Here is a 23,115-nt window from a genome sequence, read left to right as displayed (position 1 = left end):
CAATCTATACACGGTTATGAGTTACTTTTTAGAGATGATAAATATAATAACCTTGCAAATATAAAAGATGCTTTTGGTACCATTGCTACTACACTTGTGAATATATTTGAACGTTTTGGTACACAGAGTTTGCTTCATAACTCTCTTGGCTTTTTAAATACAAACAGAGATTTTTTGCTAAGTGATTATGTTGAGATTATTCCAAAGGATAAATTTGTGTTGGAAATACTCGAGGACACAATTGTAGATGACTATCTTTTAAGTAGGATTAACGAGTTGAGAGCAATGGGGTACAAATTTGCCCTTGATGATTTTGTGTTTGATTCAGACTATCTTGATAACTTTAGTAAGCTTTTTGATAAGGTTGACTACATTAAGGTAGAGTATCCCAATGTAAAAAATGACAATTTAGCTTTAAAACTTAAGATTTTAAACAAGCTTCCTGCAAAACTTTTAGCTGAAAAGGTTGAAACTTATAAAGAATATAGCAAATGTAAAGATGCAGGTTTTCATTTGTTTCAAGGGTTTTTCTTTGCAAGGCCTACCATCCTGGAAGCTGACGCCGTTGACCCTTCAAAATTGACGGTAATTAAAATTATCAATATGATAAATAAGGATGAAAATGTCGGAAAAATTGTGGACGTTTTTCAGACAAACCCCATATTAAGTTATAATTTTTTAAAATTTGTTAATTCTGCTGCATTTTTTTTCCGTTCAAGAATTAAATCAATACGTCATGCCATCAGTCTTATCGGACTGAAAAAGCTGCAAAGTTGGTTAATGCTTTTAAGTTTTGCTCAAAAAGGTAAAAATGCAGTTAATTCCCCTTTGTTTCAGTCGGCTGTTGTCAGGGCAAAGGGGATGGAGCTTTTGGCAACAGAGGTCTTTAAAAATAATGACGAAAAAAAAGAAACAGCTTTTCTTGTGGGACTTTTTTCCCTTGTTGACGCGCTTTTTAGTAGACCAAAAGATGAGCTCATAAGAATGCTTGCCCTTGACGAAGAGGTGGAGAAGGCACTTCTTTTCTACGAAGGGCAATTGGGGAGAATGTTGAAAGTCATAGAGTATGATGAGTTTGAGCTATATGATGATATGATGAAAATACTAAATAATTTAAAAATTGACTATAAAGATTTTACTGAAGTCAAATTAAAGAGTTACGCCTGGCTTAATGATATTACAGAATTTTTGTAGGGCTAATCAGCCTGAAATCAGCATATAAATAGCAAATTGTTTTGCTATTCTGCCACTTCTGCCACCTCTTTCTATTGCAAAATTTTCTGCTTCTTTAAGTATTTCCTCATTTTCATTAATATTAAACTGCTTTAAATAAAATTTTACAATATCAAGATATTCACTCTTTTTAAGTGGGTAAAAGCCAATTGTAAGCCCGAATCTTGCAAAAAGAGATGACTTTTCATTAATGTCATCCCTTGAGTAAATATCATTTGTGTCTGCTGACCTTTCGGCAATAAGGTGGCGTCTGTTAGAAGTAACTACAAACATCACATTTTCAGGAGGATCTTCAAGACTCCCTTCAATAGCAGACTTAAATCTCCTGAAAACAACATCATCTTCATCGAAAGAGATATCATCAAAGTAAACAATAAACTTGTATTGAGGATAATTATTGATAATCTTAAATAGTTTGAAAATAGCTACAATATTGTCATCAAGATATTCGACAATTTTGAGCCCGTCATTTTTAAATTTTAAACCCAATGATTTGATTAATGACGATTTACCGCACCCTTTTTCCCCCCATAAAAGCATATTTAAGAAGGGGCCTCCATTAACAAAAGAGCCGACATTTTTTATTGCGAGCATTTTTTGTCTGTTTATACATAGTAAATTGTCTAACTTATTTGCAGACTTTATTTCTATAGGCTCCAACTCATTATTTAACCATCTGAATGCTATCTTTTCGTTTAAATTCATAAGATTTTGGCAACCTCTTTTGCAAAATAAGTTAATATAAGGTCAGCTCCGGCTCTTTTTATAGATGTTAGAGTTTCCAAAATAATTCTGTCTTTATCAAACCATCCTCTTTCAATTGCCCCCATAATCATGGAATATTCTCCACTTACGTTATATGCTGCCAAAGGTACATTGTAGGTATCTTTTGTTTCTCTGATAATATCAAGATAAGCAAGGGCAGGTTTTACCATCAAAATATCTGCTCCTTCCATCAGGTCAAGTTCTGATTCCCTTATCGCTTCAAGCCTGTTTGCCGGGTCCATCTGATAACTTCTTCTGTCTCCAAATTGAGGAGTGCTTTCTGCAGCATCTCTGAATGGTCCGTAATAAGCTGAAGCAAATTTAGCTGAATAGCTCATAATAGGGATACTTTCAAACCCATTGCTATCCAAAGCATCTCTGATAGCAGCAATTCTTCCATCCATCATGTCACTTGGGGCTACCATATCTGCCCCTGCTTTTGCATGACTCAGTGCTTCAAGTGCAAGGTATTTTAGAGTTTCGTCATTATTTACATCCCCATCCTTAATGATACCGCAGTGTCCGTGGCTTGTGTATTCACACATACATACATCAGTAATTACATATAGATTTTTACAATTTTCCTTAATCGCTTTTATTGCTTTTTGAATTATTCCATTGTCATTGTATGCTTCACTTCCCATTTCATCTTTATGTTTAGGTATTCCAAAAAGGATTACTGCCTTTATTCCTAATTTTTCAAGTTCAAGGCACTCTTTTACAGTATTTTCTGTATCCATTTGGTAGATGCCTGGCATTGACGGTATCTCTTTTTTTACACCTTCAAATTCCGTGATGAAAAGGGGTTGTATTAAATCATCAAGGGTAAGTTTTGTTTCCCTTACAAGGCTTCTTATTATTTCATTTTTTCTCAATCTTCTTGGTCTTATTACCGGAAAGCTCATTTTGTCCTCCTTAGGTCGTTTAATAACTTAATAACACCCTCAACGGTATATTCATCAGGATAATGTGATTCTATATTGTAATTTTCCTTTAAAAATTTATATGTTGTTTTGCCAATAGCTATATAGTTTAGATTATAAATATCCATGCCGGTCATTGCATTTGAGAAAAAACTTTTTGCTGCTGAAGGAGAAGCAAATGTGACTGTATCTATTTTGTTTTCTATAAGAAAATTATTTAAATATCCTTCAGGGTATTGAACTTCATTTGTTTTATAAGCCACTACAGTTTCAACCAATGCTCCATTTGAAATTAGAAAATTTTTTAATGTATCGGAATGCTTTTCCGGAGCAGGAATCAAAATATTTGTATCTTTAATATCAATGTTTCTAAAATATTCTATTAGACCTTCAGCTGAAAAATCATCTTTAGGTGTGTAAGCCTTTACCCCGTAAGTTTCTAAATATTTTGCTGTAGTACTTCCTACTGCTATATATTTAACCCCTTTGGCCTTTGATTTAGCAAAGAAAAATTTTGCGGCATTTGTACTGGTGAAAATTATATAGTCATAAACCTGCTTTTTTGTGACAAAATCAACGCCAACTGTTTCAATCATTGGCAACATAAAAGGGTAAAATAAGTTCTTTGAAAGTAAATTAATAAAGTCAACAGATTGCTCGGCCTGTCTTGTTACCAAAATATTTTTCATATTTATGAGTAGACTTCTCTTAAAATTTCTTTTCCACCATTGTTTAATATCTTTTCAGCAATACTTTTTCCTAACTCTTCGGCCTTGTCTATTGGTGAAAAACCTTCTTCATAAATGTGTGTTTTGCCATCAAGTGAGGAAAGTAGCGCCTTTAAATAAATCTTGTTATCTTTTATTTGTGAGAAGCCGGCAATAGGCACTTGGCATCCGCCCTGTAATTTTTTGAGATAGGCTCTCTCACATTTTGTTCTTATCATTGTTGTCTCATGGTTTATAAAGGAAACTATTTCTTGTGTTCTTTTGTCGTCTTCCCTCAACTCTATACCAATTATCCCCTGGCAAACTGCAGGAAGTATATCTTCTATAGATACGGTTTCTTTTATATAGTCTGTCATTTTAAGTCTGTTTAACCCTGCCTTGGCAAGGATAATGGCATCAAATTCTCCATCAACCAATTTTCTTATTCTGGTATCAACATTACCTCTTAAATCTTTGATGATAAGATCTTCTCTTAGCTTTAAAAGTTGTAGCTTACGCCTTAGGCTGCTTGTGCCAACTACTGCATTCTTGGGTAATTCTCTAATACTGTTGAACTTGACAGATAAAAATGCATCGTTTGGTTCTTCCCTTAATGGTGTTGCAAAAAGGATTAGCCCCTCAGGCAACTCCATAGGGACATCTTTCATACTGTGGACGGCTATATCCGCACTGCCATCAAGCAGAGCATTTTCTATCTCTTTGACAAAAAGCCCTTTACCACCGATTTTTGCAAGAGGGGTATCCAAAATCTTATCCCCTTGAGTTTTTATTATTTTAAGCTCAACCTTTATATTTTCATATCTTTCTTCTATAAGACTTTTAATATAGTTTGATTGCCACAGGGCTAATTTGCTTCCTCTTGTGCCGATAACTAACTTTTCCATTTATTCTCCTTTTAAATTAAATAATATTTCAACTGCCTCAGCCAATGTATATTTCTCGGAGCCAGCCCCGAGGTTTTTTAAGTTTGTCAACGGAGTGTGCAGCACCTTATTTAAATATGACGTGAGTGCATAATTAAGCAAAGTTTCATCCATGCTTTTATGTTTCTCTTTCAAGCGGATTAGTTCATTATTTTTTATCTCTTCAAAGTACAGTCTTAAATTTTTTATGGTAGGAACAATTTTTAGCGATTTTACCCAATCAAAAAAGCTGTCCACCGCTTCTTCAACCATCTCCATTGCTTTGACAGCTTCCTTCTCACGAGCCTTTTTATTCGCCTCTACAACAGATTTTAAATCGTCAATGTCATATACATATGTATTTTCAATTTCGTTTATTTTAGGGTCAATATCTCTTGGTACTGCAATATCTATAAAAAACATAGGTGAATATTTTCTCTTTTGCATGATAGATTTTACATCATCATATCTTACGATGTAGTCCGGAGCACCGGTAGAGCTGATAATAATATCCGCATCAACAAGATACTCATTAATATTTGAAAATGGCTTTGCTACCCCTGAAACTTCTTTGGCAAGGGCCTCTGCCTTTTGAAAAGTCCTATTGGTAATTACAATCGAGCTGATATCAGTTGTGGAAAGATGTTTGGCGGCAAGTTCACACATTTCACCGGCGCCAATAATAAGGGCAGATTTGTTTTTAAGACTGCCAAATATCTTTTTGGCAAGCTCTACGGCAGCATAACTGACGGAAACAGGGTTTTCTGCAATTTTAGTGTCAGTCCTTACCTTTTTTGCAATTTTTATTGTTGATTCTTCAAGTTTCTTTAAAAATCTGTCAACTTTTCCGTAAATTTTTGCATTTGCAAACGCATCTTTTACCTGTCCAAAAATTTGTGGTTCACCAAGTACAAGAGAATCCAGCCCGCAAGCAACTTTAAAGAGATGCTTTATCGCATCTCTGCCACAATAGGTATAAGTGTGATTTTTAAGCTCATCAAGTTGAATTTTACTTTCTTCTGCAACTATTTTGAGGACACTTTCAACATTGCATAAAAAGTCATCTGTAACTATGTAATATTCCACCCTATTGCAAGTTGAAAGTATAAGGGCTTCGTATATCCTTTCATTTTTGAGGATATTGGAATATATCTGCTCTATCCTCTCTTGTGGCACGGCCAAGCATTCTCTAAGCTCGACTGAAGCTGTATTATGATTAAGTCCGACAACTGCTAATTGCATATTTCACCTTAATAAAAATGTAGCTACACCGTGATATGTGAGTAAAATTAGTAAAATGCCTATTATGCTTAAAGTAGCTGTTTTTTTCGGTGTAAGCCCCTTTGTTTTTTTTACAATTATAATTACTGCAAACACTATCCAAGTTATAAATGAAAAAACTAATTTCGAGGTTAGCATCAAAGTGCCATTCCACTCGAGAAGCCCCCAGATTATTCCGGAAACTATGCCCCCAGAAAACAGCACAAACCCTGTGTATAGAGCGAAAATATTTATATTATTAATAGTTTCAAGTGGCGGAAAGTTTTTAAAAATAAGTCCGAAATTTTTATTTTTAAGTTGCCTTTCTTGTAGAAAATATAAAACTCCCGCAAGTGCTGCTATAAGAAAGAATGCTGTACCACCTATTGTCAGAGGTAAATGTATATAAATCCAAAATGTTGATAAAGGCTTAGTATGATAAACAATATTTTCTGAAATAAAACCGCCTATCCCTGAAGCAATTATAAAAGGCAATACAAATAATAATATAAATGGTCTGCGGTATTTTGCAAACATTACCAGGTATCCAACACCAAGAAAAAGCATTACCAGATTAAGCACATCAAATAGGCTGTTGGATGGAAACTCACTTAATCTTGCCCATCTTAAAATAAAGTTGACAATGTTTAAACTTACTGAAATAAACATTGCTATTTGCGAAGATAAATATAATTTTCTATTGTTATGAAAAAAGTGAAGCAAAATAAGAAGAAAACTAACTATATAAAAAAATATATTTATGCTGTACAGCATGCTATACCTCAACAATAAAAACTTTTTTTAAACGTGAAGTAATGTAATATAAAACAAATGATTTGTTAAGGATTTTTTTAAATGGTGAATAAAAACATAGTAAATTTGTTGGTTAAAAGCTGGTCGGTGAGCTGGCCGATGATACTTATTATGGTGTTTGAGTTTTTTATTAGTCTTACGGATGTATATATTGCTGGTAAAGTGGGGAAAGAGGTTCAAGCATCTATAGGCCTTGTATCACAAATTTATTTCATATTTATAGTGGTGGCAAATGCCATTACAGTAGGAAGCGTATCACTGATATCAAGGCTATTTACCGCTTCTGATAAAAAAGAGTTATCTTCCGCAATTTATTCAATACTTGTAGCGACGGGTTTTTTCGGGGTGATTTTAAGTTTGCTGGGGATTTTTTTGTCTGGCCCTATCATTAATTCATTAAAAATACCCCAATCGGTAAAACTATATGCGGCTCCTTTGATACAAATCTATGCTTTCGGACTTATGTTTCACTATTTTTTAGTCAATACAAATGGAATTTTGAGAGCGACAGCCAAAATTAAAATATCACTGCTTTCAATGGGTGTGGCTGCGGTGACTAATATTATGCTTAATTTTTTATTTGTTTTTTATACGCCACTTGGATTTAGGGGGATTGCACTTTCTACGGTAACAGGAGTATTTTTAGCTGCGTTAATAAATATGTATAATATAAAAAAGTTTCTTGTACACAAGAGTTTTGTGGTAAAATTTGTTAGAAGGGTTTTTAAAATCGGCTGGCCTTCGGGGGTGTTGCAGATAAGTTGGCAATTTGGAAGTACTGTGCTTTTTTTGATAATTGCATCCCTCCCTGAAAAAAGTGTCGATGTAATGGCAGCCCTTACTAACGGTTTAAGGATAGAGGCAGCGATATTTTTACCGGCCTTTGCTTTTAATATGGCAAATGCTGTGTTAGTAGGCAATATTTTGGGTGAAAACAAAAAAGAGGACGCTTTTAAGTCAGGTTTTTATACTGCTATTATGGGGACAGTTTTGATAGCTGTGATTACTTTAATTATAATTGTTTTTGCAAGAAATATCGCAGGCTTTCTTTCTGATAATGCAAATGTTGTAAAAGAGAGTGTCACATATCTTTATATAAGCATGATTAGCGAGCCGTTTATGGCATTTGGAGTTATTTTGTCCGGCGGGTTGAATGGTGCTGGGGATACAAAAAGTGTCATGATAAGAATAATCGCAAGTTTGTGGCTTATAAGAATTCCTCTTGCTTTTATATTAGGAATTGTTCTAAATTATGGACCGGCGGGAATTTGGTGGAGTATGAATATTTCTATTTTCATACAATGCTTTTTGATAGGAAGACATTATTTTAAAAGAAGGTGGTTATTAAATGAAATCTGAAAAATTAGAGCTAAACCATAGAGAGTTGTTGTTTGACAGACTAAAACAGGTTGATACAAAAATTTCCGAATACAGTTTTGCAAACTTGTTTTTATTTCGCAACAATCATAAATATAATGTGGTTTTTGATGACGAAATTTTTATTGAAGGTGTAACATATGATGATAAAAAATATATAATGCCTACCGCTGAAGTTTCCAAAATAGATAAAAATTATTTAAAAAGTATCGCTAAAAATTATGATTTTATATTTCCTATAGATGAAAAATGGTTAAATTATTTTGATGAAGATTTTGAGTTTACTTTTAGAGATGGGGATACCGATTATATTTATACCGTAGAAAAGATATCAACCCTTAAGGGTAGGAAGCTTCATAAAAAGAGAAATTTGCTTAAACAGTTTATTACAAGCTATGAATATGAATCAAGGCCATTGTTGAAAGAGTATCTGCAAGATGCAAATGATATTTTGGATGTATGGCTTGCAGATATTGAAGAATTGCCGGAAAAGACCGATTATTTTCAATGCAAGGAAGCATTAAATCTTATGGATGAACTATCAGTTTGTGGTATTATATACTATGCTGATGACGAGCCGGCAGGTTTTGTATTGGGAGAGGAGATTGACGAGGAAACATTTGTGCTGCACTTTGCAAAAGGTAAAAGAAAGTTTAAGGGGGTATATCAATTTATATATAATGACTTTGCGAAAAGATTGCCTAAAAAATACAAATTGTTAAATTTTGAGCAGGATTTGGGTAAAATGGCTTTAAGGGTAGCAAAATCATCATATGTCCCTGATTTTATGTATAAAAAATATAGAGTAAGTTTAAAATAAGGAGTTTACATGAGTGTGATTACTTGGAAAATCGGCGGGCCAGCCGGGTTTGGGATTATGAGTGCCGGGCCAATGTTTGCTATGGCACTAAAAAGGAGCGGATATTCAGTGCACGGCTATCCGGAATATCCTTCAATTATCAGAGGCGGTTATAACAATTATCATGTCACTTTTTCTGATAAGCCTGTTTTTTCCGTTTATAATAGGTGCGATATTTTAGTCGCTCTTGACAAGGTAGTTTTTGATAGTGAGACTATTACGAAAAATATGATCGTGATTGCAGATTTTGATAATATAAAAGGCACAGAAGACTTGGAGTGCAAAAAGGTAAATATCCCTTTTAAAAAGATTTTAAAAGACAATGAGCTGCCTGATATTGTTAAAAATTCTATTGCTCTTGGGGTTTCGGCTAAGATTTTAGGTATTGATGAGGAAATTTTATTTACACTTTTTAAGGAAAATTATCCGGCTAAGGTTTTGGATATGAATATATCTGCAGCTAAGATAGGTATGGAGTTTTGTCTTGATGAAATGAAATTTAAAGTTCCAAAAGGTAACAGCAATTTTAAAGATAATCTTTTGATGACAGGGAATGAGGCTATTGCGCTTGGAGCTGTTAAGGCAGGGCTTGGATTTTACAGCACATATCCGATGACACCTGCTTCTTCAATATTGCACTACTTGGCAAAGCTTGAGGAAAAGTATGGCATAATTGTCAAGCACACTGAGGATGAGATTTCTGGGATTATAATGGCAATAGGTGCTTCTTATGCAGGTGTCAGGGCAATGACCGGCACTTCGGGAGGTGGCTTAAGCCTCATGACTGAGGGGGTAGGTCTTGCGGCAATTACTGAAACACCATTGGTGATAGCACTAAGCCAAAGACCTGGGCCTGCTACGGGGATGCCGACATGGACAGAGCAGGCAGACTTAAAGTTTGTGTTAAATATCTCTCAGGACGAATTTGTGAAAATTGTTTTGACCCCCGGCGATTTAAATGAATTGTTTTATATGACTTTTGAAGCCTTTAATCTTGCTGACAGATATCAAGTGCCAGTCTTTGTGTTGACCGATAAATTTTTGTCCGAATCACATTTTTGTGAAGCTATATTTAGTGATAATGGGTTAAAAATAGATAGAGGGTTTATATTTGAAGGGAATAGTGAAGCACCTATGGAGTTTTTTCCGAGGTACAAAGAGGTTGAAAATGGTATACCCATGAAATCAAATCCAGGTACACCCGGTGGTCTTTATAAAGCTCCGGGAAATGAACATGATGAATTTGGTTTTGTGGCTACTGATTCAAGGACAAGAATTAAAAATCAAGATAGGCGATTTAAGAAAGAGGAATTTATCAAAAAAGAGCTTCCTCTTCCAAGACTTTACGGAGCAAAAGAGGCTGAAATTACTTTTGTATGTTGGGGCTCTACCAAACAGCCACTTATGGAAGCTTTAAAGCATACGGATAAGTTTAATTTTTTCCACTTTTCTGCAGTTAATCCGATAGATTGGGAAAAGGTTAAAGAATTATTGAAAGATAAAAATCTTGTGGCAATTGAAACAAATTATACCGGGCAGCTTGCTTCTGTAATTGCTGAGAAGACCGGTATTGTAATTAAAGATAAATATTTAAAGTACGACGGTAGACCGTTTTTTGTGGAAGAGATTATTGAATTTGTGAAGAGGGGGAATTGATATGAAGGCTATGGATTTTAATTCAGGAAAAATTCCTGTCTGGTGTCCGGGATGCGGCAATTTTGCTATCTGGAATGCCATAAAGGGAGCTTTGGCAGATCTTGAAATTAATGGAAAGGATGTAGTAAATATTTCCGGAATAGGATGCTCCGGAAAGATGCTAAATCATTTAAGGACATACGGTTTTCATACATTACATGGTAGGACTCTTCCGGTTGCAACCGGTGTTAAGCTTTCAAACCATAAATTAACTGTTGTTGTAAATGGTGGCGATGGGGATGGCTACGGTATGGGGGTAGGCCATTTTATCCATGCAATAAGAAGAAATCTTGATGTTACTTATCTTGTTCATGATAACCATATTTATGGGCTTACTACCGGACAGGCTTCACCTACTACTGACAGAGGGCTCAAGAGTAAATCCACTCCCCACGGAGTTATAGATGAGCCGTTAAACCCTTTGGCAGTAGCTCTTAATGCCGGAGCAACGTTTGTAGCAAGGGGATATTCGGGGGAGGTAGAGCATCTGAAAGAGCTTATCAAAGAAGGGATTAACTATAACGGGTTTGCTTATATAGATATTTTGCAGCCTTGCGTGACATTCGGAAAAACTTACAGCTATGAATATTATGATGAAAGGATTTATAAACTTGATGAGTCTTATGATTTTACCAACTTTGATAATGCGATGGAAAAGATTTGGGAAAAAGAAAAAATTGCATTAGGGATTATTTATAAAAAGGAAAGGGATGAGTATGCTTCACTTCATCCTCAATTAAAAGATGATATTTTGGTTAACTCTACCGGGAAATTGAGGGATATTTTGGAAGAATTGGAGAAGTTTAAATAAAATTTAATATTTGCCAAAAAAGTAGTTGACGAAGAGGATATTTTATTCTATAAACACTCCTCGTCAATCGGGGCGTAGCGCAGGTTGGTAGCGCATCGGTCTTGGGAACCGAGGGTCGGAGGTTCAAATCCTCTCGCCCCGACCATTTTAATCCCTTCTATTCCAAATGATAAAATTAACTGCTCTGCTGTAAATTCTAACGAAATCTGCAATGTCGATTCAATCGTGCCCACAGTTTCCTTGTTTTGTATTTAAATTCAAAAAAGATTCATGTATAATTAAAATTTTCATTAAATTTATTTGACGATCGTATATTATATGGTAAAATCTTAATGAGGTTAGATTTTGCTATGAGAATAAAATTAGTTTTTTCATGTGAAAAAAACATTATATTACCTATTGGTTTTAATGAGGCAATTCAGGGTCTAATTTATCGCCTCATAAATGATAAATGGCTTCATAATGAAGGATTTGTCTTTGATAAATATAAATTTAAGATGTTTGTTTTTTCTGAAATTTTAGAAAAAGGTCATTTTAACAAAGAAGCGAATTACTTTGTATTTCCACCTAAAATTAGCATAATAGTGTCATCACCGGTTGACTGGATATTACAAGATCTTGCTAAAAATGCTCTATTTTCAAAAGTGTTAAATTTGCATAAAAATAAAATCATTTTAAAAGAGGTAGCTGTTTTACCTAAACGGCAATTTACAGGAAACTGTGTTATTGTAAAAACTCTATCACCGATAGAAGTTCACACGACGTTTATGAAAAATGGTATAAAAAAAACGCATTATTATTCCGCCTATGATAACGAGTTTTCAATCCTTATAAATGAAAATCTAAATAAAAAATGGTCTTCTCTTTATAAGAAAAATTGCCCTTATGAATTACAAATAATTCCGATAGGTAAAAATAAAGAAAAAATTGTGCGTTTTGGGATGAATGGTAAAAGCATAATAATTAAAGGGTGGGTTGGTTTCCTAAAATTACAATCTCAAAATGAGTTTATTAGATTTGCAATTGACGCTGGACTTGGAAGCCGAAACTCTCAAGGCTTTGGGATGGTAGAATTTGTCAGGGAAAATGATGAAAATAATAAATAATATTTAGTGAAAACATATTTCAAATAACAAAGATATATCTGGTGAGGTTTACTATGCTTGAGGCAGTTTACAAATTAGGGAAAATTATACCTGAAGACGATTTTCTGAAAGAATTTATAGAAGAGATTACTGAAAATTACAAAAATGTTTTCAAAATAAAAATAGATATAAACAATGTAAAAGAACCAGAATATATAGGAATAGATTACGAAGAAAATGACTTGTCTAAAAAAATGAAATATTTTTATAAACGCGGCTCGGCAAATGGACCAGATAAAACTCCGACATCAAAAGTAACAACTATAAATAAAACATTTAAAAATAAAATTAAAAATTGCTTTAAAAAATATTTAGAAGAAAACAAAAAGTTTTTATCGGAAGAAGAGCAATCTTTAATTATTGAATTACAAAAACTTATTGATAAAAACCTTGAAACGATAGAAAAAGACCTTATATCCTTTGCCCAAGAAAACGGTATGCTCAAAGATAATGATTCACTTAAAGAACCATCCGCTATTACGTTTGTTTTCTGTAAAAACGGGCTTGATAACTATATAGGTGATTTAGAACTTTTTGTTAATGTGTTTAAAAATAATGAAAATGATGCCTACAGAAGCTTTTATATAAAATCTAATACAGAAAGTCGAGCAAAACAAAAATACTGCTTTATCTGTAGTAATGGTGCTAATGAAGTATGGGGGTTTGTAAATACCTTCAATTTTTACACAGCTGATAAGGAAAGTTATATAGCAGGTGGATTTAATCCAGTGTTAATGTGGAAAAATTATCCAGTTTGTTCTAATTGTGCTAAGACTCTGGAGAGAGGGAAAAAATATATTGAAGAAAATTTATCATTCAAGTTTTGTGGTTTTAGCTACTACCTTATACCTCAACTGGTTTTTGATGATAATAATACATTGAAACAGACCGTTACCACATTAAAAAACTATACCAATTTTTCCCTGCAGGAGACAAAAGCCACACTAATTGAAAAAACCGAAGAGCGTCTTTTGAGACAGCTTTCAAATTTATCAAATCAAATAAACCTGAACTTTCTATTTTATGAACAATCAAACGCTGCATTTAAAATAATACTTTTCTTAAGAGAAATCGCCCCATCTTGGTTAAAATTTCTGATAGACAAAAAAGACATCGTAGATAATAAAACACGAAACTTTGATATTTTTAAGGAAATTTATGCAAAAAAAGAAACCATCAATTTTAGTTTCTCATTTTCCTTTTTAAGAGATTTTTTCCCAGATTCCAAATTAGAAGGGAAATATGACAAACACTTTCTTGAAATCCTAAACTCCATTTTTATAGGCAAAAATATAGATATCGACTTTCTTATCTCAAGGTTTATGGGAAAAATCAGAAGAGAATTTTTAAATGACCTCTGGTTTGAACCGACCGTTCTCAAATCTTACAAAATCTTACTTTTTCTAGATGAAATAAATTTGCTAAATCGGAGGAAAAAAACTATGAAAAATTATGGCAATAACTTTGAAGAGTTCTTTGAAGAAAACCCCATCTTTGACGATGAAACAAAAAAAGCTATGTTTTTGGAAGGTGTGCTGGCTCAAAAGCTTTTGAATATTCAGTATTCAGAAAGAAATGCCACACCTTTTAGAAGCAGATTAAATAGTCTTAAGATAGATGAAAAGATTGCAAAAAGATTGTTACCTGAAATTATAAATAAACTTGAAGAATATGAAAAAAATTATTATCGAAAACTTGAAGAAACCATCGGTGAGTATCTTGTTAAATCTAACTTTTCTCACTATTCAGTGGATGAGTTAAGTTACTATTTTGCACTTGGAATGGTTTTATCCAAATATTTTGGAACGGAAAAAGAGAATAAAAACGAATAAAATTAAATGGGGGTAAGTTATGAGTATCGTAACTAAGAGAAGTGAAATTTTATTTTGCTATGATGTGACTGATGCAAATCCAAATGGTGATCCTATGGATGAAAACAAACCGAGAATTGATGTAGAAACAAAAATTAATATTGTTACCGATGTTCGCTTTAAAAGAACTATTCGTGATTATCTTTACGAATACAAGGGATACAACGGACAGAACGGAAAAGATGTCTTTGTCCGTGAAATACTTCTGGATGACAGTAATCCTGAAAAAGGGATTCAGGATGGAAAAACAAGGGCTAAAGATTACAATAATGACTCTGAGAATGTGTTAAAAGAGTGTATTGATATCAGACTCTTTGGAGGAGTTATCCCTCTTGATAAAGATTCAATTACTTTCACGGGACCTGTGCAGTTTAAAATGGGGCGCTCTTTACACAAAGTAGAGATAAAACATATTAAAGGTACAGGTGCATTTGCCGCAAAATTGGGTTCTAAACAGGCAACTTTTAGAGAAGAGTATATTTTGCCATATTCTTTTATCTGTTTTCACGGTATAATAAACGAAGCAGCTGCAAAATATACGAAATTAGCTGAGGAGGATATATCAGAATTACTTGAGGCAATGTGGAATGGGACGAAAAATCTTATCAGTCGTTCAAAATTTGGTCAGATGCCAAGATTTTTGTTAAAAGTAACTTACAAAGAACCAGGATTTTTCATAGGCGATCTTGATAAAAAGCTTAAGCTAACAGATTTTGAAAATGAATTTGCTATAAGAAGCCCAAAAGATTTTAAATTAGATATATCTGGAATTATAAATGTTATCGAAGAAAACAAAAACCATATAGAAAAAATAGAATATAAAATAGATGAAAGTCTTAAAATAACACCTGAAATACCACAAGGCTGGGAGATACTAAAAATTTAAAAAGGGCAAAACAATGAATAAAATAGTCGTTTTTGATATATGGGCAGACTATGCACACTTCAGGGTGCCCTATACAACAAGTTCACCTATAACTTATCCGATTCCTCCAAAAACTGCTATATATGGTATCATTGCGGCAATAATGGGCTATGATAAAAACTCTTATCTTCAATATTTTCAAAATAAAATCTGGAAAGTGGGGGTAAGTATAAAAAAACCTATTAAAATCGAATATATTCCTGAAAATTTTGTGGATACTAAGAGAGCAAAACTATTTGGTAGAATGCCAAAAAATAAACCCTGTCGAACTCAAATAAACTTAGAATTTTTAAAAAATCCCTTTTATAGATTTTACGTAACCTGCAAAAATGAAGAAGAGTTAAATGCTCTGGCAGACAAATTAAAAGAGCATAAATCTATCTTTACCGTTTCTTTAGGACTTTCAGAATGTATAGCAAATTTTATATTTATTGGTATTTTTGAGTTAGAAAAAAGAACCGATAAAGATTTTGTAGAAATTTCTTCAATAATACCACTTGAAAACATATCGAAGCCGAATCAAATTGATTTTCTATCTGAAAATAGTAAGTTTTTACAGATCCATATTCCTTTAGAAATGAAACCTGATAGAGAGCTTGTAAAAAGTGGCTATTTCTTAATAGAAGCTAATGGGAAAAAAATTAAGCTTAAAGATGGGGAATTTTATCATGTGAGAGACTTGAATGATAATATTTTCCTGTTTTAGGTGATATATGATTTGTTACTCTCATCCTGAAAAAGAACTTATGTACCATCTTAAAAATGTTAAAGAGATAGGTTTGTCGGTTTTTGAGGAAAAAACACTGAAATCTTTAAATGAATTTAAATACATATTAGAAACAGTACTACATTATCATGACGTTGGAAAGGCTACTAAGTTTTTTCAGGATTATCTTTCAGCGTCCATTGAAAATAGAGATTGTGAACACTCCAAAAAATTAACTTCCCACGCCTTACTATCTGCATGTGTAGGTGCATATAAAACATATAACTCAATATCATCCGAAAATAACCCCTCTTATTGGGCTATATTAAGTTTCATTGCAATAAGAAAACATCATGGAAATTTAGAAGAGCTTAATAATATGCTTGTTATTAGTAAAAATGATTGGCAAAATTTAGAAAAACAATGGCAAAACCTTCAATGTGGTGTATTTAAAAAAGAAGATGTCGATTTTTTTGATTTAAAAAATATTATTGAAGAATTTTTGTGGGAAAAAGATACTCTTACATCTTCCATAGAAAGTTTTTTTCTTTTGAATTTTATATTTTCAGTTTTAATATATGCTGATAAAACAGAGGTAATTATAGGAAAGAAAAACTTTACACAAATTGCAGAAAATTTTTATGACATAGTTGATACTTATAAAATAAAGAAATTAATACAAAATAGAAACAGCGAAATAAATGAGATAAGAGAGCAAGCATATAATGTATGTGAAAATGAAGTGGCTAAATACAAGGATGAAAAAATTTTTTCAATTAATTTACCTACTGGTAGTGGCAAAACTCTTACTGTATTTAATGCCGCATTTAAATTGTTAAAAAAGGAACCATATCTAAAAAGAATTATTTATGCACTCCCTTTTACCTCTATCATAGATCAAACAGAAAAAGTTTTTAGAGAAATACTTGAAGTTAGAGGTATTAATCCGGATAAATATCTCACCGTGCATCATCATCTTTCCGAAGCAAAGATAGAAATGGATGAGGGCTATATTGAGGGAGAAAAAGCACAGTTTCTCATTGAAAATTGGGATAATCCCATTATTTTAACGACATTCTGGCAACTTTTTTATTCAATCGTTACTGGGAAAAATTCTCAACTTAGAAAATTTCATAATATTGCAAACTCTGTTATTATTCTTGATGAAGTCCAATCTATTCCTTATAAATACTGGTATTTAATAAAAAATGTTTTACAAGAGCTGTCAACTTTTTTAAATTGTAAAATTATATTTCTTACTGCTACAATGCCTCTAATTTTTGAGAATGATGAGATAATTTCTTTAGTGCCTTCAGACATTAGAGAAACTTTCTTTTCAAAATTTTCCAGATATAAAATAATAAATGAGCTAAAGGATATTACAATCAATGAACTTCTAAATATTGCAATAAATGACATCGATGAAAATCCTGAAAAAAGCTTCTTGTTTGTTTTTAATACAATTAGCAACAGCATAAAATTCTATAAACTGCTAAAAGAAAATTTAGAAGATAAAACTTTAATCTACCTATCAAGCAATATTTTACCTGTTGAGCGGAAAAAAAGGATTGAAGAAATCAAAAAGAGATCAGATGGGAAGATTATAGTTTCCACGCAGGTTATAGAAGCAGGCGTGGATATAGATATAGATATTGTATATAGGGATTTTGCCCCACTTGATTCAATCATACAAACAGCAGGAAGGTGCAATAGAAATAACAGAAAAGAGCAGGGATTAGTAAAATTATTTAAACTTACAAATGATAAAGGTAAACATGATTTTAGCTATATTTACAAAGGCTTACCCATAAATGCTACCAATAAAATATTTGAGAAGAAAACTGAAATAAATGAAAATAATATATTTCATATTATAAATGAATATTATGATGAAATAAAACGCAATAAATCGAATAACGAAAGTAACATATTGCTAAACGCGTTAGAAAATCTTGATTATGATACCATAACAAGCAATTTTAAATTGCTTGATGAACCCCCATCTTTTTCTGTGTTTATTGAAATAGACGATAAGTCTAAAAAATTGCTCAAAGAATTTTATAATATTCTAAAAATCGAAGATGTTTTTGATAGGAAAGAAGCCTTTTTAAAGATAAAGTCTGACTTTTACCAATACATTTTATCTGTTAACCTAAATAATAAAACTAAGAGCTACTTTCAAGATTTACAGGACATTGGTGGTATAAAGATTGTATCGTCCGATTTGAAAGAAAGTATTTACAATGATGAAACAGGACTGGTGAGAGAGTTGAGTATTTTCATATGAAAACCTTTGCGCCATCAATTTTTAATGCATACACTATTTGTAAAAGGCAGGCGTGGTTAATGATGAGAAATCTTACTGCAGATCAGGATAATGCATTTCTTGAAATCGGAAGGTTAATCGATGAGACATCTTTTGAGCGACAAAAAAAGAAAATTTTCCTGGCTGACCTTGAGGCAATGCTTGATATGGTAAGTAAAAAGGATGGTATTTACTACATTGCAGAGATAAAGAAATCATCTAAAACAATGAACTCAGGAATATTTCAACTTAAATATTATCTTTATTTATTAAAAACTAATAAAGGTTTAAAAGCCAGAGGTATCATAAAGATTCCCAAAGAAAAAATTAGCAAAGAAATCATACTTACAGAAGAGGATGAAGAAAAAATTACGACCATTTTAAGTGAAATGAATGAAACTTTATTCGGAGATAAACCTCCTCAAATTTTACTAAATAGTAAAATCTGCAAAGTATGCGCACATTTTGAGTTTTGTTATGGTTAGGTTATTATGAAAGAAAGTATTTACATTTTTTCAAACGGCAGATTAAAGCGAAAAGATAACTCGCTACTTTTTGAGACTGAAAATGGAGATAATAAGTTTATACCTGTAGAGAATATCAAAGAAATTTTTGCTTTTGGAGAAATAGACTTAAATGTAAAAGTACTAAATTTTTTAACACAAAAAGAGATTATTTTTCATTATTTCAACTACTATGGGTATTACTCTGGTTCGTTTTATCCAAGAGAGCATTACAATTCAGGCTATATGATTTTAAAACAAACAGAAGCCTATTTAGATCAGAAAAATAGATTTTACTTAGCTAAAAAATTTATTGAGGGAGCTGCTAAAAATTGCCTTAAAATTTTGAAATATTATGATAGGAGAGAAAAAGATTTGAATAAACAAATCAAAGAGATAGAGCAATTAGTAACACAGCTTTCTAATTATGAAGAAATAAATCAGATAATGGCAATCGAAGGTCAGATAAAAAGTATTTATTATTCATGTTTTGATACGATAATAAATAATGACGATTTTGTTTTTGATGAGCGCACTAAAAGACCCCCTAAAAATCACTTAAATGCTTTGATAAGTTTTTCAAATTCTTTGATTTATACATATTGTCTAAGTGAAATATATAAAACACATCTTGACCCAAGAATTGGCTTCTTGCATACGACAAATTTTAGAAGATTTTCTCTTAATCTTGATATTGCAGAAATTTTTAAACCAATAATAGGTGATAGGACAATTTTTTCCATGATAAACAAAAATGTTATCACATACAAAGATTTTGAACAGCAAATAAATGGTATTGTACTAAATGACAAAGGTAGGAAAAAATTTTTAGAAGCATTAGAAGATAGATTAAAACAAACAATAAAACATTCAAAAATCAAAAATAATGTAAGTTATCGAAGACTTATTCGTATTGAGCTTTATAAACTTGAAAAACATTTAATGGATGAAGAAAAGTATGAGCCATTTATAATGGATTGGTGAGTTTGTAAGAGGCTAAAATGTTTATTATTTTATACTACGATGTGACTGAAAAGAAATGCTCAAAAATGCTTAAAACCTGTAGGAAGTATTTACAATGGGTTCAAAATTCTGTTTTTGAAGGCGAAATCAGTGAAGCTAATCTTGAAAAATTGAAATATGAGTTAGGAAAAATACTGGATGAAGAAGACGGCGATTCTGTTATAATTTATAAGTTTCGGACTAAAAAATATACTGAACGTCAGGTACTTGGAATTGATAAGAAGGAGGATACTAATTTTATTTAATTTAATATGACCTATATGGCTCTGTAACTAAATGTGTGTAACTTATATCTGTCTATGGGGGATAATGTAAAAAATCAGGTGTTTCGACAGAAAAAATGTTTGTAATTTTCTGAAAATTTGTTAGAATCATTCCGAGAATTGCAGGCTTATTGCTTGAAAATTTTGTAAAAGCTGGTATTTCGACCCTACCTCTAAGGCATTGAAACAGACCTTCAGGGGGAAAATCTTAACTTCGGTTCATATTTCGACCCTACCTCTAAGGCATTGAAACTTGAAAAAATAAATGAAGATGCTCTTGCCGAATTGTATTTCGACCCTACCTCTAAGGCATTGAAACTAAACAAACATATTGTTAAAACGTAGAGAACGAGGAAATTTCGACCCTACCTCTAAGGCATTGAAACAATGCAGATAAAATCGTATATTTAAGCGCTTTTGGTATTTCGACCCTACCTCTAAGGCATTGAAACCACAAACAGGAAAACAAAATTATAAGTCGAGCCAATAATTTCGACCCTACCTCTAAGGCATTGAAACAATATAGGGAATACAACGTTCCTTTTCTTGCTATATTATTTCGACCCTACCTCTAAGGCATTGAAACCTCAATTATACTTGCTTGTGCTCTCTACTGCACAAGATTTCGACCCTACCTCTAAGGCATTGAAACTGGTATTTCCCCAAAAAACGCAGAACAAAGAGTTTTATTTCGACCCTACCTCTAAGGCATTGAAACCCTTTTGCTATATATGTGCATTCTGATTATACGCCTAATTTCGACCCTACCTCTAAGGCATTGAAACGGCTCAAAAAAGGGTACAAAAGGACATCTGTCAATAATTTCGACCCTACCTCTAAGGCATTGAAACCATAAATACTCGCTTGAGCTTCCACCCAGAGCAGTCATTTCGACCCTACCTCTAAGGCATTGAAACCCTAATGTATATGTAGCACCCGGTTTTGTGGCATAAGATTTCGACCCTACCTCTAAGGCATTGAAACGTAAAACCGGGTCTTGTGTCAAATGTCATTGTGAATATTTCGACCCTACCTCTAAGGCATTGAAACTCAGAAGCCGTTGAGTTGTCTAAGGATGATGATAATATTTCGACCCTACCTCTAAGGCATTGAAACGCAAGAAAAAAGCGGACTAAAATGCCCGCCGGTTATATTTCGACCCTACCTCTAAGGCATTGAAACTATGATAGGCGGCGGTATTGTCGGTACAGGCAAGAGCATTTCGACCCTACCTCTAAGGCATTGAAACTTGTGTAAGTCATCAAAGAACTTTTTATCGACAGAATTTCGACCCTACCTCTAAGGCATTGAAACAAAGATTCTGCTGTATCTGTTTTGCAAGTTTAGCAGCATTTCGACCCTACCTCTAAGGCATTGAAACTATAATGATAAAATTTTTTTCATATTCTCATATTCATTTCGACCCTACCTCTAAGGCATTGAAACTTATATCAACGTTGTTGAATTATCGTCCGGTGATGAATTTCGACCCTACCTCTAAGGCATTGAAACCTTCATATTCACATAAAGCAGAAATAGCAGGTGAAATTTCGACCCTACCTCTAAGGCATTGAAACTAGTTCGGAAGTTATAAATTCTGTAGACTATGACAGATTTCGACCCTACCTCTAAGGCATTGAAACGCAAGTGTGCCTAAAGCGCTCTTGCCTGTCCCGACAAATTTCGACCCTACCTCTAAGGCATTGAAACGTAAATCAGATGCCTAACTCGCTTGTTGAGACTGAATTTCGACCCTACCTCTAAGGCATTGAAACGTATGAATACAAAAAGAACACTTGCACAAAAAATAATATTTCGACCCTACCTCTAAGGCATTGAAACCAGGAAGAAGAAAGTCTTTTTGCTCTGGCAAATCTAATTTCGACCCTACCTCTAAGGCATTGAAACTGTGAGTATGAAATACGTGCTGTTCCTCGTTCTCTACATTTCGACCCTACCTCTAAGGCATTGAAACATAGAAAAAGGAAGAATAACATCATCATCATCAACAATTTCGACCCTACCTCTAAGGCATTGAAACTGAAGAGCCGTCGGCAAGTAAACTTGATGTAACTAATTTCGACCCTACCTCTAAGGCATTGAAACTATCTCAGGTTCAGAGGCTATTGTTTCTCAAGGGCAAATTTCGACCCTACCTCTAAGGCATTGAAACTTTTCAAAATTTTCTACTTCAAAATTTGCAGAACTTGATTTCGACCCTACCTCTAAGGCATTGAAACAGAAAGGGGACAATACTGCAATCATATTCTATTTGAATTTCGACCCTACCTCTAAGGCATTGAAACACGGGGGATAATTGATATACAGAATCAACGACCACACATTTCGACCCTACCTCTAAGGCATTGAAACTGACTATAATGAATGTGAAATTAAGTATGACCCCTGATTTCGACCCTACCTCTAAGGCATTGAAACGTGGTGGTTTCTCTGGTGGTTGTGTCAAGCCGTGCGGATTTCGACCCTACCTCTAAGGCATTGAAACAGCCGTGCGGTAGAGAGCACGGCGGCAGACGTTCAACCATTTCGACCCTACCTCTAAGGCATTGAAACCCTGCTTTAATGCTCGCAGCCTTTGCTGTGAATTCTATTTCGACCCTACCTCTAAGGCATTGAAACAACAAAGTATATATTAAGCAATACAGTAAGAAAAGAATTTCGACCCTACCTCTAAGGCATTGAAACATTCATAAATCAGCCCCGATTATTTCGAGGCTGACAATTTCGACCCTACCTCTAAGGCATTGAAACGTGAACTATATTCTGACGAACTATCAGAACTGCGAAATTTCGACCCTACCTCTAAGGCATTGAAACTTCTGCAAGAGTTGGTAATAATTTTGAGATAGATAAATTTCGACCCTACCTCTAAGGCATTGAAACAGCTACTCATCCATCCCTCCAAGTGCGTTTTTTTCGATTTCGACCCTACCTCTAAGGCATTGAAACCGAATGCCCTAAATGCTCAGGCTGTGGGTTAGTCAGAT

The 23,115-nt window shown here is 33.4% G+C and carries 19 protein-coding genes, 1 tRNA gene and 1 CRISPR repeat array; of the genes, 14 read left to right on the top strand and 6 right to left on the bottom strand.

Translation table 11 applies throughout. The annotated features are described in order from the left end of the window. The coding region (locus tag LF845_RS11030; RefSeq protein ID WP_242821075.1) for an EAL and HDOD domain-containing protein at positions 1–1,194 on the top strand (1,194 nt) is incomplete at its 5' end. A 6-nt stretch (positions 1,195–1,200) separates the two neighbouring features. Here the strand turns inward: LF845_RS11030 and LF845_RS11025 are convergent. Genes LF845_RS11025 through LF845_RS11000 form a run of 6 tightly spaced genes read right to left on the bottom strand, consistent with a single transcriptional unit; the run spans position 1,201 to position 6,585 of the window. After that, the gene (locus LF845_RS11025) at positions 1,201–1,938 is read right to left on the bottom strand and encodes a DUF815 domain-containing protein (protein WP_242821074.1); all 738 of its coding nucleotides are present in this window, start codon (positions 1,936–1,938) and stop codon (positions 1,201–1,203) included. Then, on the bottom strand, positions 1,935–2,903 hold the full coding sequence (hemB, locus tag LF845_RS11020; RefSeq protein WP_242821073.1) for a porphobilinogen synthase: 969 nt from the start codon (positions 2,901–2,903) through the stop codon (positions 1,935–1,937). Before hemB ends, LF845_RS11025 begins: the two co-directional genes overlap by 4 nt. Further along, the gene (locus tag LF845_RS11015) at positions 2,900–3,610 is read right to left on the bottom strand and encodes a uroporphyrinogen-III synthase (RefSeq protein WP_242821072.1); all 711 of its coding nucleotides are present in this window, start codon (positions 3,608–3,610) and stop codon (positions 2,900–2,902) included. Before LF845_RS11015 ends, hemB begins: the two co-directional genes overlap by 4 nt. A gap of 2 nt (positions 3,611–3,612) precedes the next feature. Then, on the bottom strand, positions 3,613–4,533 hold the full coding sequence (gene hemC / locus LF845_RS11010; protein ID WP_242821071.1) for a hydroxymethylbilane synthase: 921 nt from the start codon (positions 4,531–4,533) through the stop codon (positions 3,613–3,615). Then, the gene (gene hemA, locus LF845_RS11005) at positions 4,534–5,793 is read right to left on the bottom strand and encodes a glutamyl-tRNA reductase (RefSeq protein ID WP_242821070.1); all 1,260 of its coding nucleotides are present in this window, start codon (positions 5,791–5,793) and stop codon (positions 4,534–4,536) included. 3 nt (positions 5,794–5,796) lie between these two features. Beyond that, entirely contained in the window at positions 5,797–6,585 is a 789-nt protein-coding gene (locus tag LF845_RS11000; protein ID WP_242821069.1) for a cytochrome C assembly family protein, read from the bottom strand. A gap of 81 nt (positions 6,586–6,666) precedes the next feature. Between LF845_RS11000 and LF845_RS10995 the strand changes: the two genes are divergently transcribed. From LF845_RS10995 to cas2, 13 genes are all read left to right on the top strand, one after another. Further along, positions 6,667–7,983 (top strand): MATE family efflux transporter, encoded by a 1,317-nt coding sequence (locus tag LF845_RS10995; protein ID WP_242821068.1) that lies wholly within the window; start codon positions 6,667–6,669, stop codon positions 7,981–7,983. Then, on the top strand, positions 7,973–8,821 hold the full coding sequence (locus LF845_RS10990) for a DUF2156 domain-containing protein (RefSeq protein ID WP_242821067.1): 849 nt from the start codon (positions 7,973–7,975) through the stop codon (positions 8,819–8,821). Before LF845_RS10995 ends, LF845_RS10990 begins: the two co-directional genes overlap by 11 nt. 9 nt (positions 8,822–8,830) lie before the next feature. After that, complete coding sequence (locus tag LF845_RS10985; RefSeq protein WP_242821066.1) at positions 8,831–10,516, top strand: 2-oxoacid:acceptor oxidoreductase subunit alpha; 1,686 nt, start codon at positions 8,831–8,833, stop codon at positions 10,514–10,516. Between the two features lies 1 nt (position 10,517). Beyond that, positions 10,518–11,366 carry a thiamine pyrophosphate-dependent enzyme gene (locus LF845_RS10980; RefSeq protein ID WP_242821065.1) on the top strand — a complete coding sequence of 283 codons (849 nt, stop codon included), beginning with the start codon at positions 10,518–10,520 and terminating at the stop codon, positions 11,364–11,366. A gap of 68 nt (positions 11,367–11,434) precedes the next feature. After that, positions 11,435–11,511 (top strand) — tRNA-Pro (locus LF845_RS10975). 205 nt (positions 11,512–11,716) lie between these two features. Continuing rightward, positions 11,717–12,472, top strand: coding sequence for a CRISPR-associated endoribonuclease Cas6 (gene cas6, locus LF845_RS10970; RefSeq protein WP_242821064.1), 756 nt, complete (start codon positions 11,717–11,719; stop codon positions 12,470–12,472). A 53-nt stretch (positions 12,473–12,525) separates the two neighbouring features. After that, complete coding sequence (locus LF845_RS10965) at positions 12,526–14,343, top strand: TIGR02556 family CRISPR-associated protein (RefSeq protein WP_242821063.1); 1,818 nt, start codon at positions 12,526–12,528, stop codon at positions 14,341–14,343. 19 nt (positions 14,344–14,362) lie between these two features. Beyond that, positions 14,363–15,268, top strand: a complete 906-nt coding sequence (cas7b, locus tag LF845_RS10960) for a type I-B CRISPR-associated protein Cas7/Csh2 (RefSeq protein ID WP_242821062.1) — start codon at positions 14,363–14,365, stop codon at positions 15,266–15,268. 13 nt (positions 15,269–15,281) lie between these two features. Then, the gene (gene cas5b / locus LF845_RS10955) at positions 15,282–16,013 is read left to right on the top strand and encodes a type I-B CRISPR-associated protein Cas5b (RefSeq protein ID WP_242821061.1); all 732 of its coding nucleotides are present in this window, start codon (positions 15,282–15,284) and stop codon (positions 16,011–16,013) included. 7 nt (positions 16,014–16,020) lie between these two features. Then, entirely contained in the window at positions 16,021–18,300 is a 2,280-nt protein-coding gene (cas3, locus tag LF845_RS10950; protein WP_242821060.1) for a CRISPR-associated helicase Cas3', read from the top strand. Continuing rightward, entirely contained in the window at positions 18,297–18,803 is a 507-nt protein-coding gene (cas4, locus tag LF845_RS10945) for a CRISPR-associated protein Cas4 (protein WP_242821059.1), read from the top strand. The genes cas3 and cas4 overlap by 4 nt, the downstream gene beginning before the upstream one ends. 6 nt (positions 18,804–18,809) lie before the next feature. Continuing rightward, complete coding sequence (gene cas1b, locus LF845_RS10940) at positions 18,810–19,805, top strand: type I-B CRISPR-associated endonuclease Cas1b (protein WP_242821058.1); 996 nt, start codon at positions 18,810–18,812, stop codon at positions 19,803–19,805. Positions 19,806–19,822: 17 nt separating this feature from the next. After that, entirely contained in the window at positions 19,823–20,089 is a 267-nt protein-coding gene (cas2, locus tag LF845_RS10935) for a CRISPR-associated endonuclease Cas2 (protein ID WP_242821057.1), read from the top strand. 176 nt (positions 20,090–20,265) lie between these two features. Continuing rightward, positions 20,266–23,077: direct repeats of the CRISPR family, unit length 30 nt; unit sequence ATTTCGACCCTACCTCTAAGGCATTGAAAC. Between the last annotated feature and the right edge of the window lie 38 nt (positions 23,078–23,115).

Source organism: Deferrivibrio essentukiensis, assembly GCF_020480685.1.
In the GTDB taxonomy this organism is placed as follows: Bacteria; Chrysiogenota; Deferribacteres; order Deferribacterales; family Deferrivibrionaceae; genus Deferrivibrio; species Deferrivibrio essentukiensis.
Note: the sequence above shows the minus strand (reverse complement) of the source record. Positions and strands in the feature narration are given on the sequence as shown.

Bases quoted from the DNA above. Each gene is read 5' to 3' on its own strand.
- cas3 (WP_242821060.1), top strand. From the start codon at position 16,021: ATGATTTGTTACTCTCATCCTGAAAAAGAACTTATGTACCATCTTAAA.
- cas5b (WP_242821061.1), top strand. From the start codon at position 15,282: ATGAATAAAATAGTCGTTTTTGATATATGGGCAGACTATGCACACTTC.
- LF845_RS10980 (WP_242821065.1), top strand. From the start codon at position 10,518: ATGAAGGCTATGGATTTTAATTCAGGAAAAATTCCTGTCTGGTGTCCG.
- LF845_RS10965 (WP_242821063.1), top strand. From the start codon at position 12,526: ATGCTTGAGGCAGTTTACAAATTAGGGAAAATTATACCTGAAGACGAT.
- LF845_RS11000 (WP_242821069.1), bottom strand. From the start codon at position 6,585: ATGCTGTACAGCATAAATATATTTTTTTATATAGTTAGTTTTCTTCTT.
- LF845_RS10990 (WP_242821067.1), top strand. From the start codon at position 7,973: ATGAAATCTGAAAAATTAGAGCTAAACCATAGAGAGTTGTTGTTTGAC.
- LF845_RS10985 (WP_242821066.1), top strand. From the start codon at position 8,831: ATGAGTGTGATTACTTGGAAAATCGGCGGGCCAGCCGGGTTTGGGATT.
- LF845_RS10995 (WP_242821068.1), top strand. From the start codon at position 6,667: ATGGTGAATAAAAACATAGTAAATTTGTTGGTTAAAAGCTGGTCGGTG.
- cas4 (WP_242821059.1), top strand. From the start codon at position 18,297: ATGAAAACCTTTGCGCCATCAATTTTTAATGCATACACTATTTGTAAA.
- LF845_RS11015 (WP_242821072.1), bottom strand. From the start codon at position 3,610: ATGAAAAATATTTTGGTAACAAGACAGGCCGAGCAATCTGTTGACTTT.
- cas7b (WP_242821062.1), top strand. From the start codon at position 14,363: ATGAGTATCGTAACTAAGAGAAGTGAAATTTTATTTTGCTATGATGTG.
- cas2 (WP_242821057.1), top strand. From the start codon at position 19,823: ATGTTTATTATTTTATACTACGATGTGACTGAAAAGAAATGCTCAAAA.
- cas1b (WP_242821058.1), top strand. From the start codon at position 18,810: ATGAAAGAAAGTATTTACATTTTTTCAAACGGCAGATTAAAGCGAAAA.
- cas6 (WP_242821064.1), top strand. From the start codon at position 11,717: ATGAGAATAAAATTAGTTTTTTCATGTGAAAAAAACATTATATTACCT.
- LF845_RS11025 (WP_242821074.1), bottom strand. From the start codon at position 1,938: ATGAATTTAAACGAAAAGATAGCATTCAGATGGTTAAATAATGAGTTG.
- hemB (WP_242821073.1), bottom strand. From the start codon at position 2,903: ATGAGCTTTCCGGTAATAAGACCAAGAAGATTGAGAAAAAATGAAATA.
- hemC (WP_242821071.1), bottom strand. From the start codon at position 4,533: ATGGAAAAGTTAGTTATCGGCACAAGAGGAAGCAAATTAGCCCTGTGG.
- hemA (WP_242821070.1), bottom strand. From the start codon at position 5,793: ATGCAATTAGCAGTTGTCGGACTTAATCATAATACAGCTTCAGTCGAG.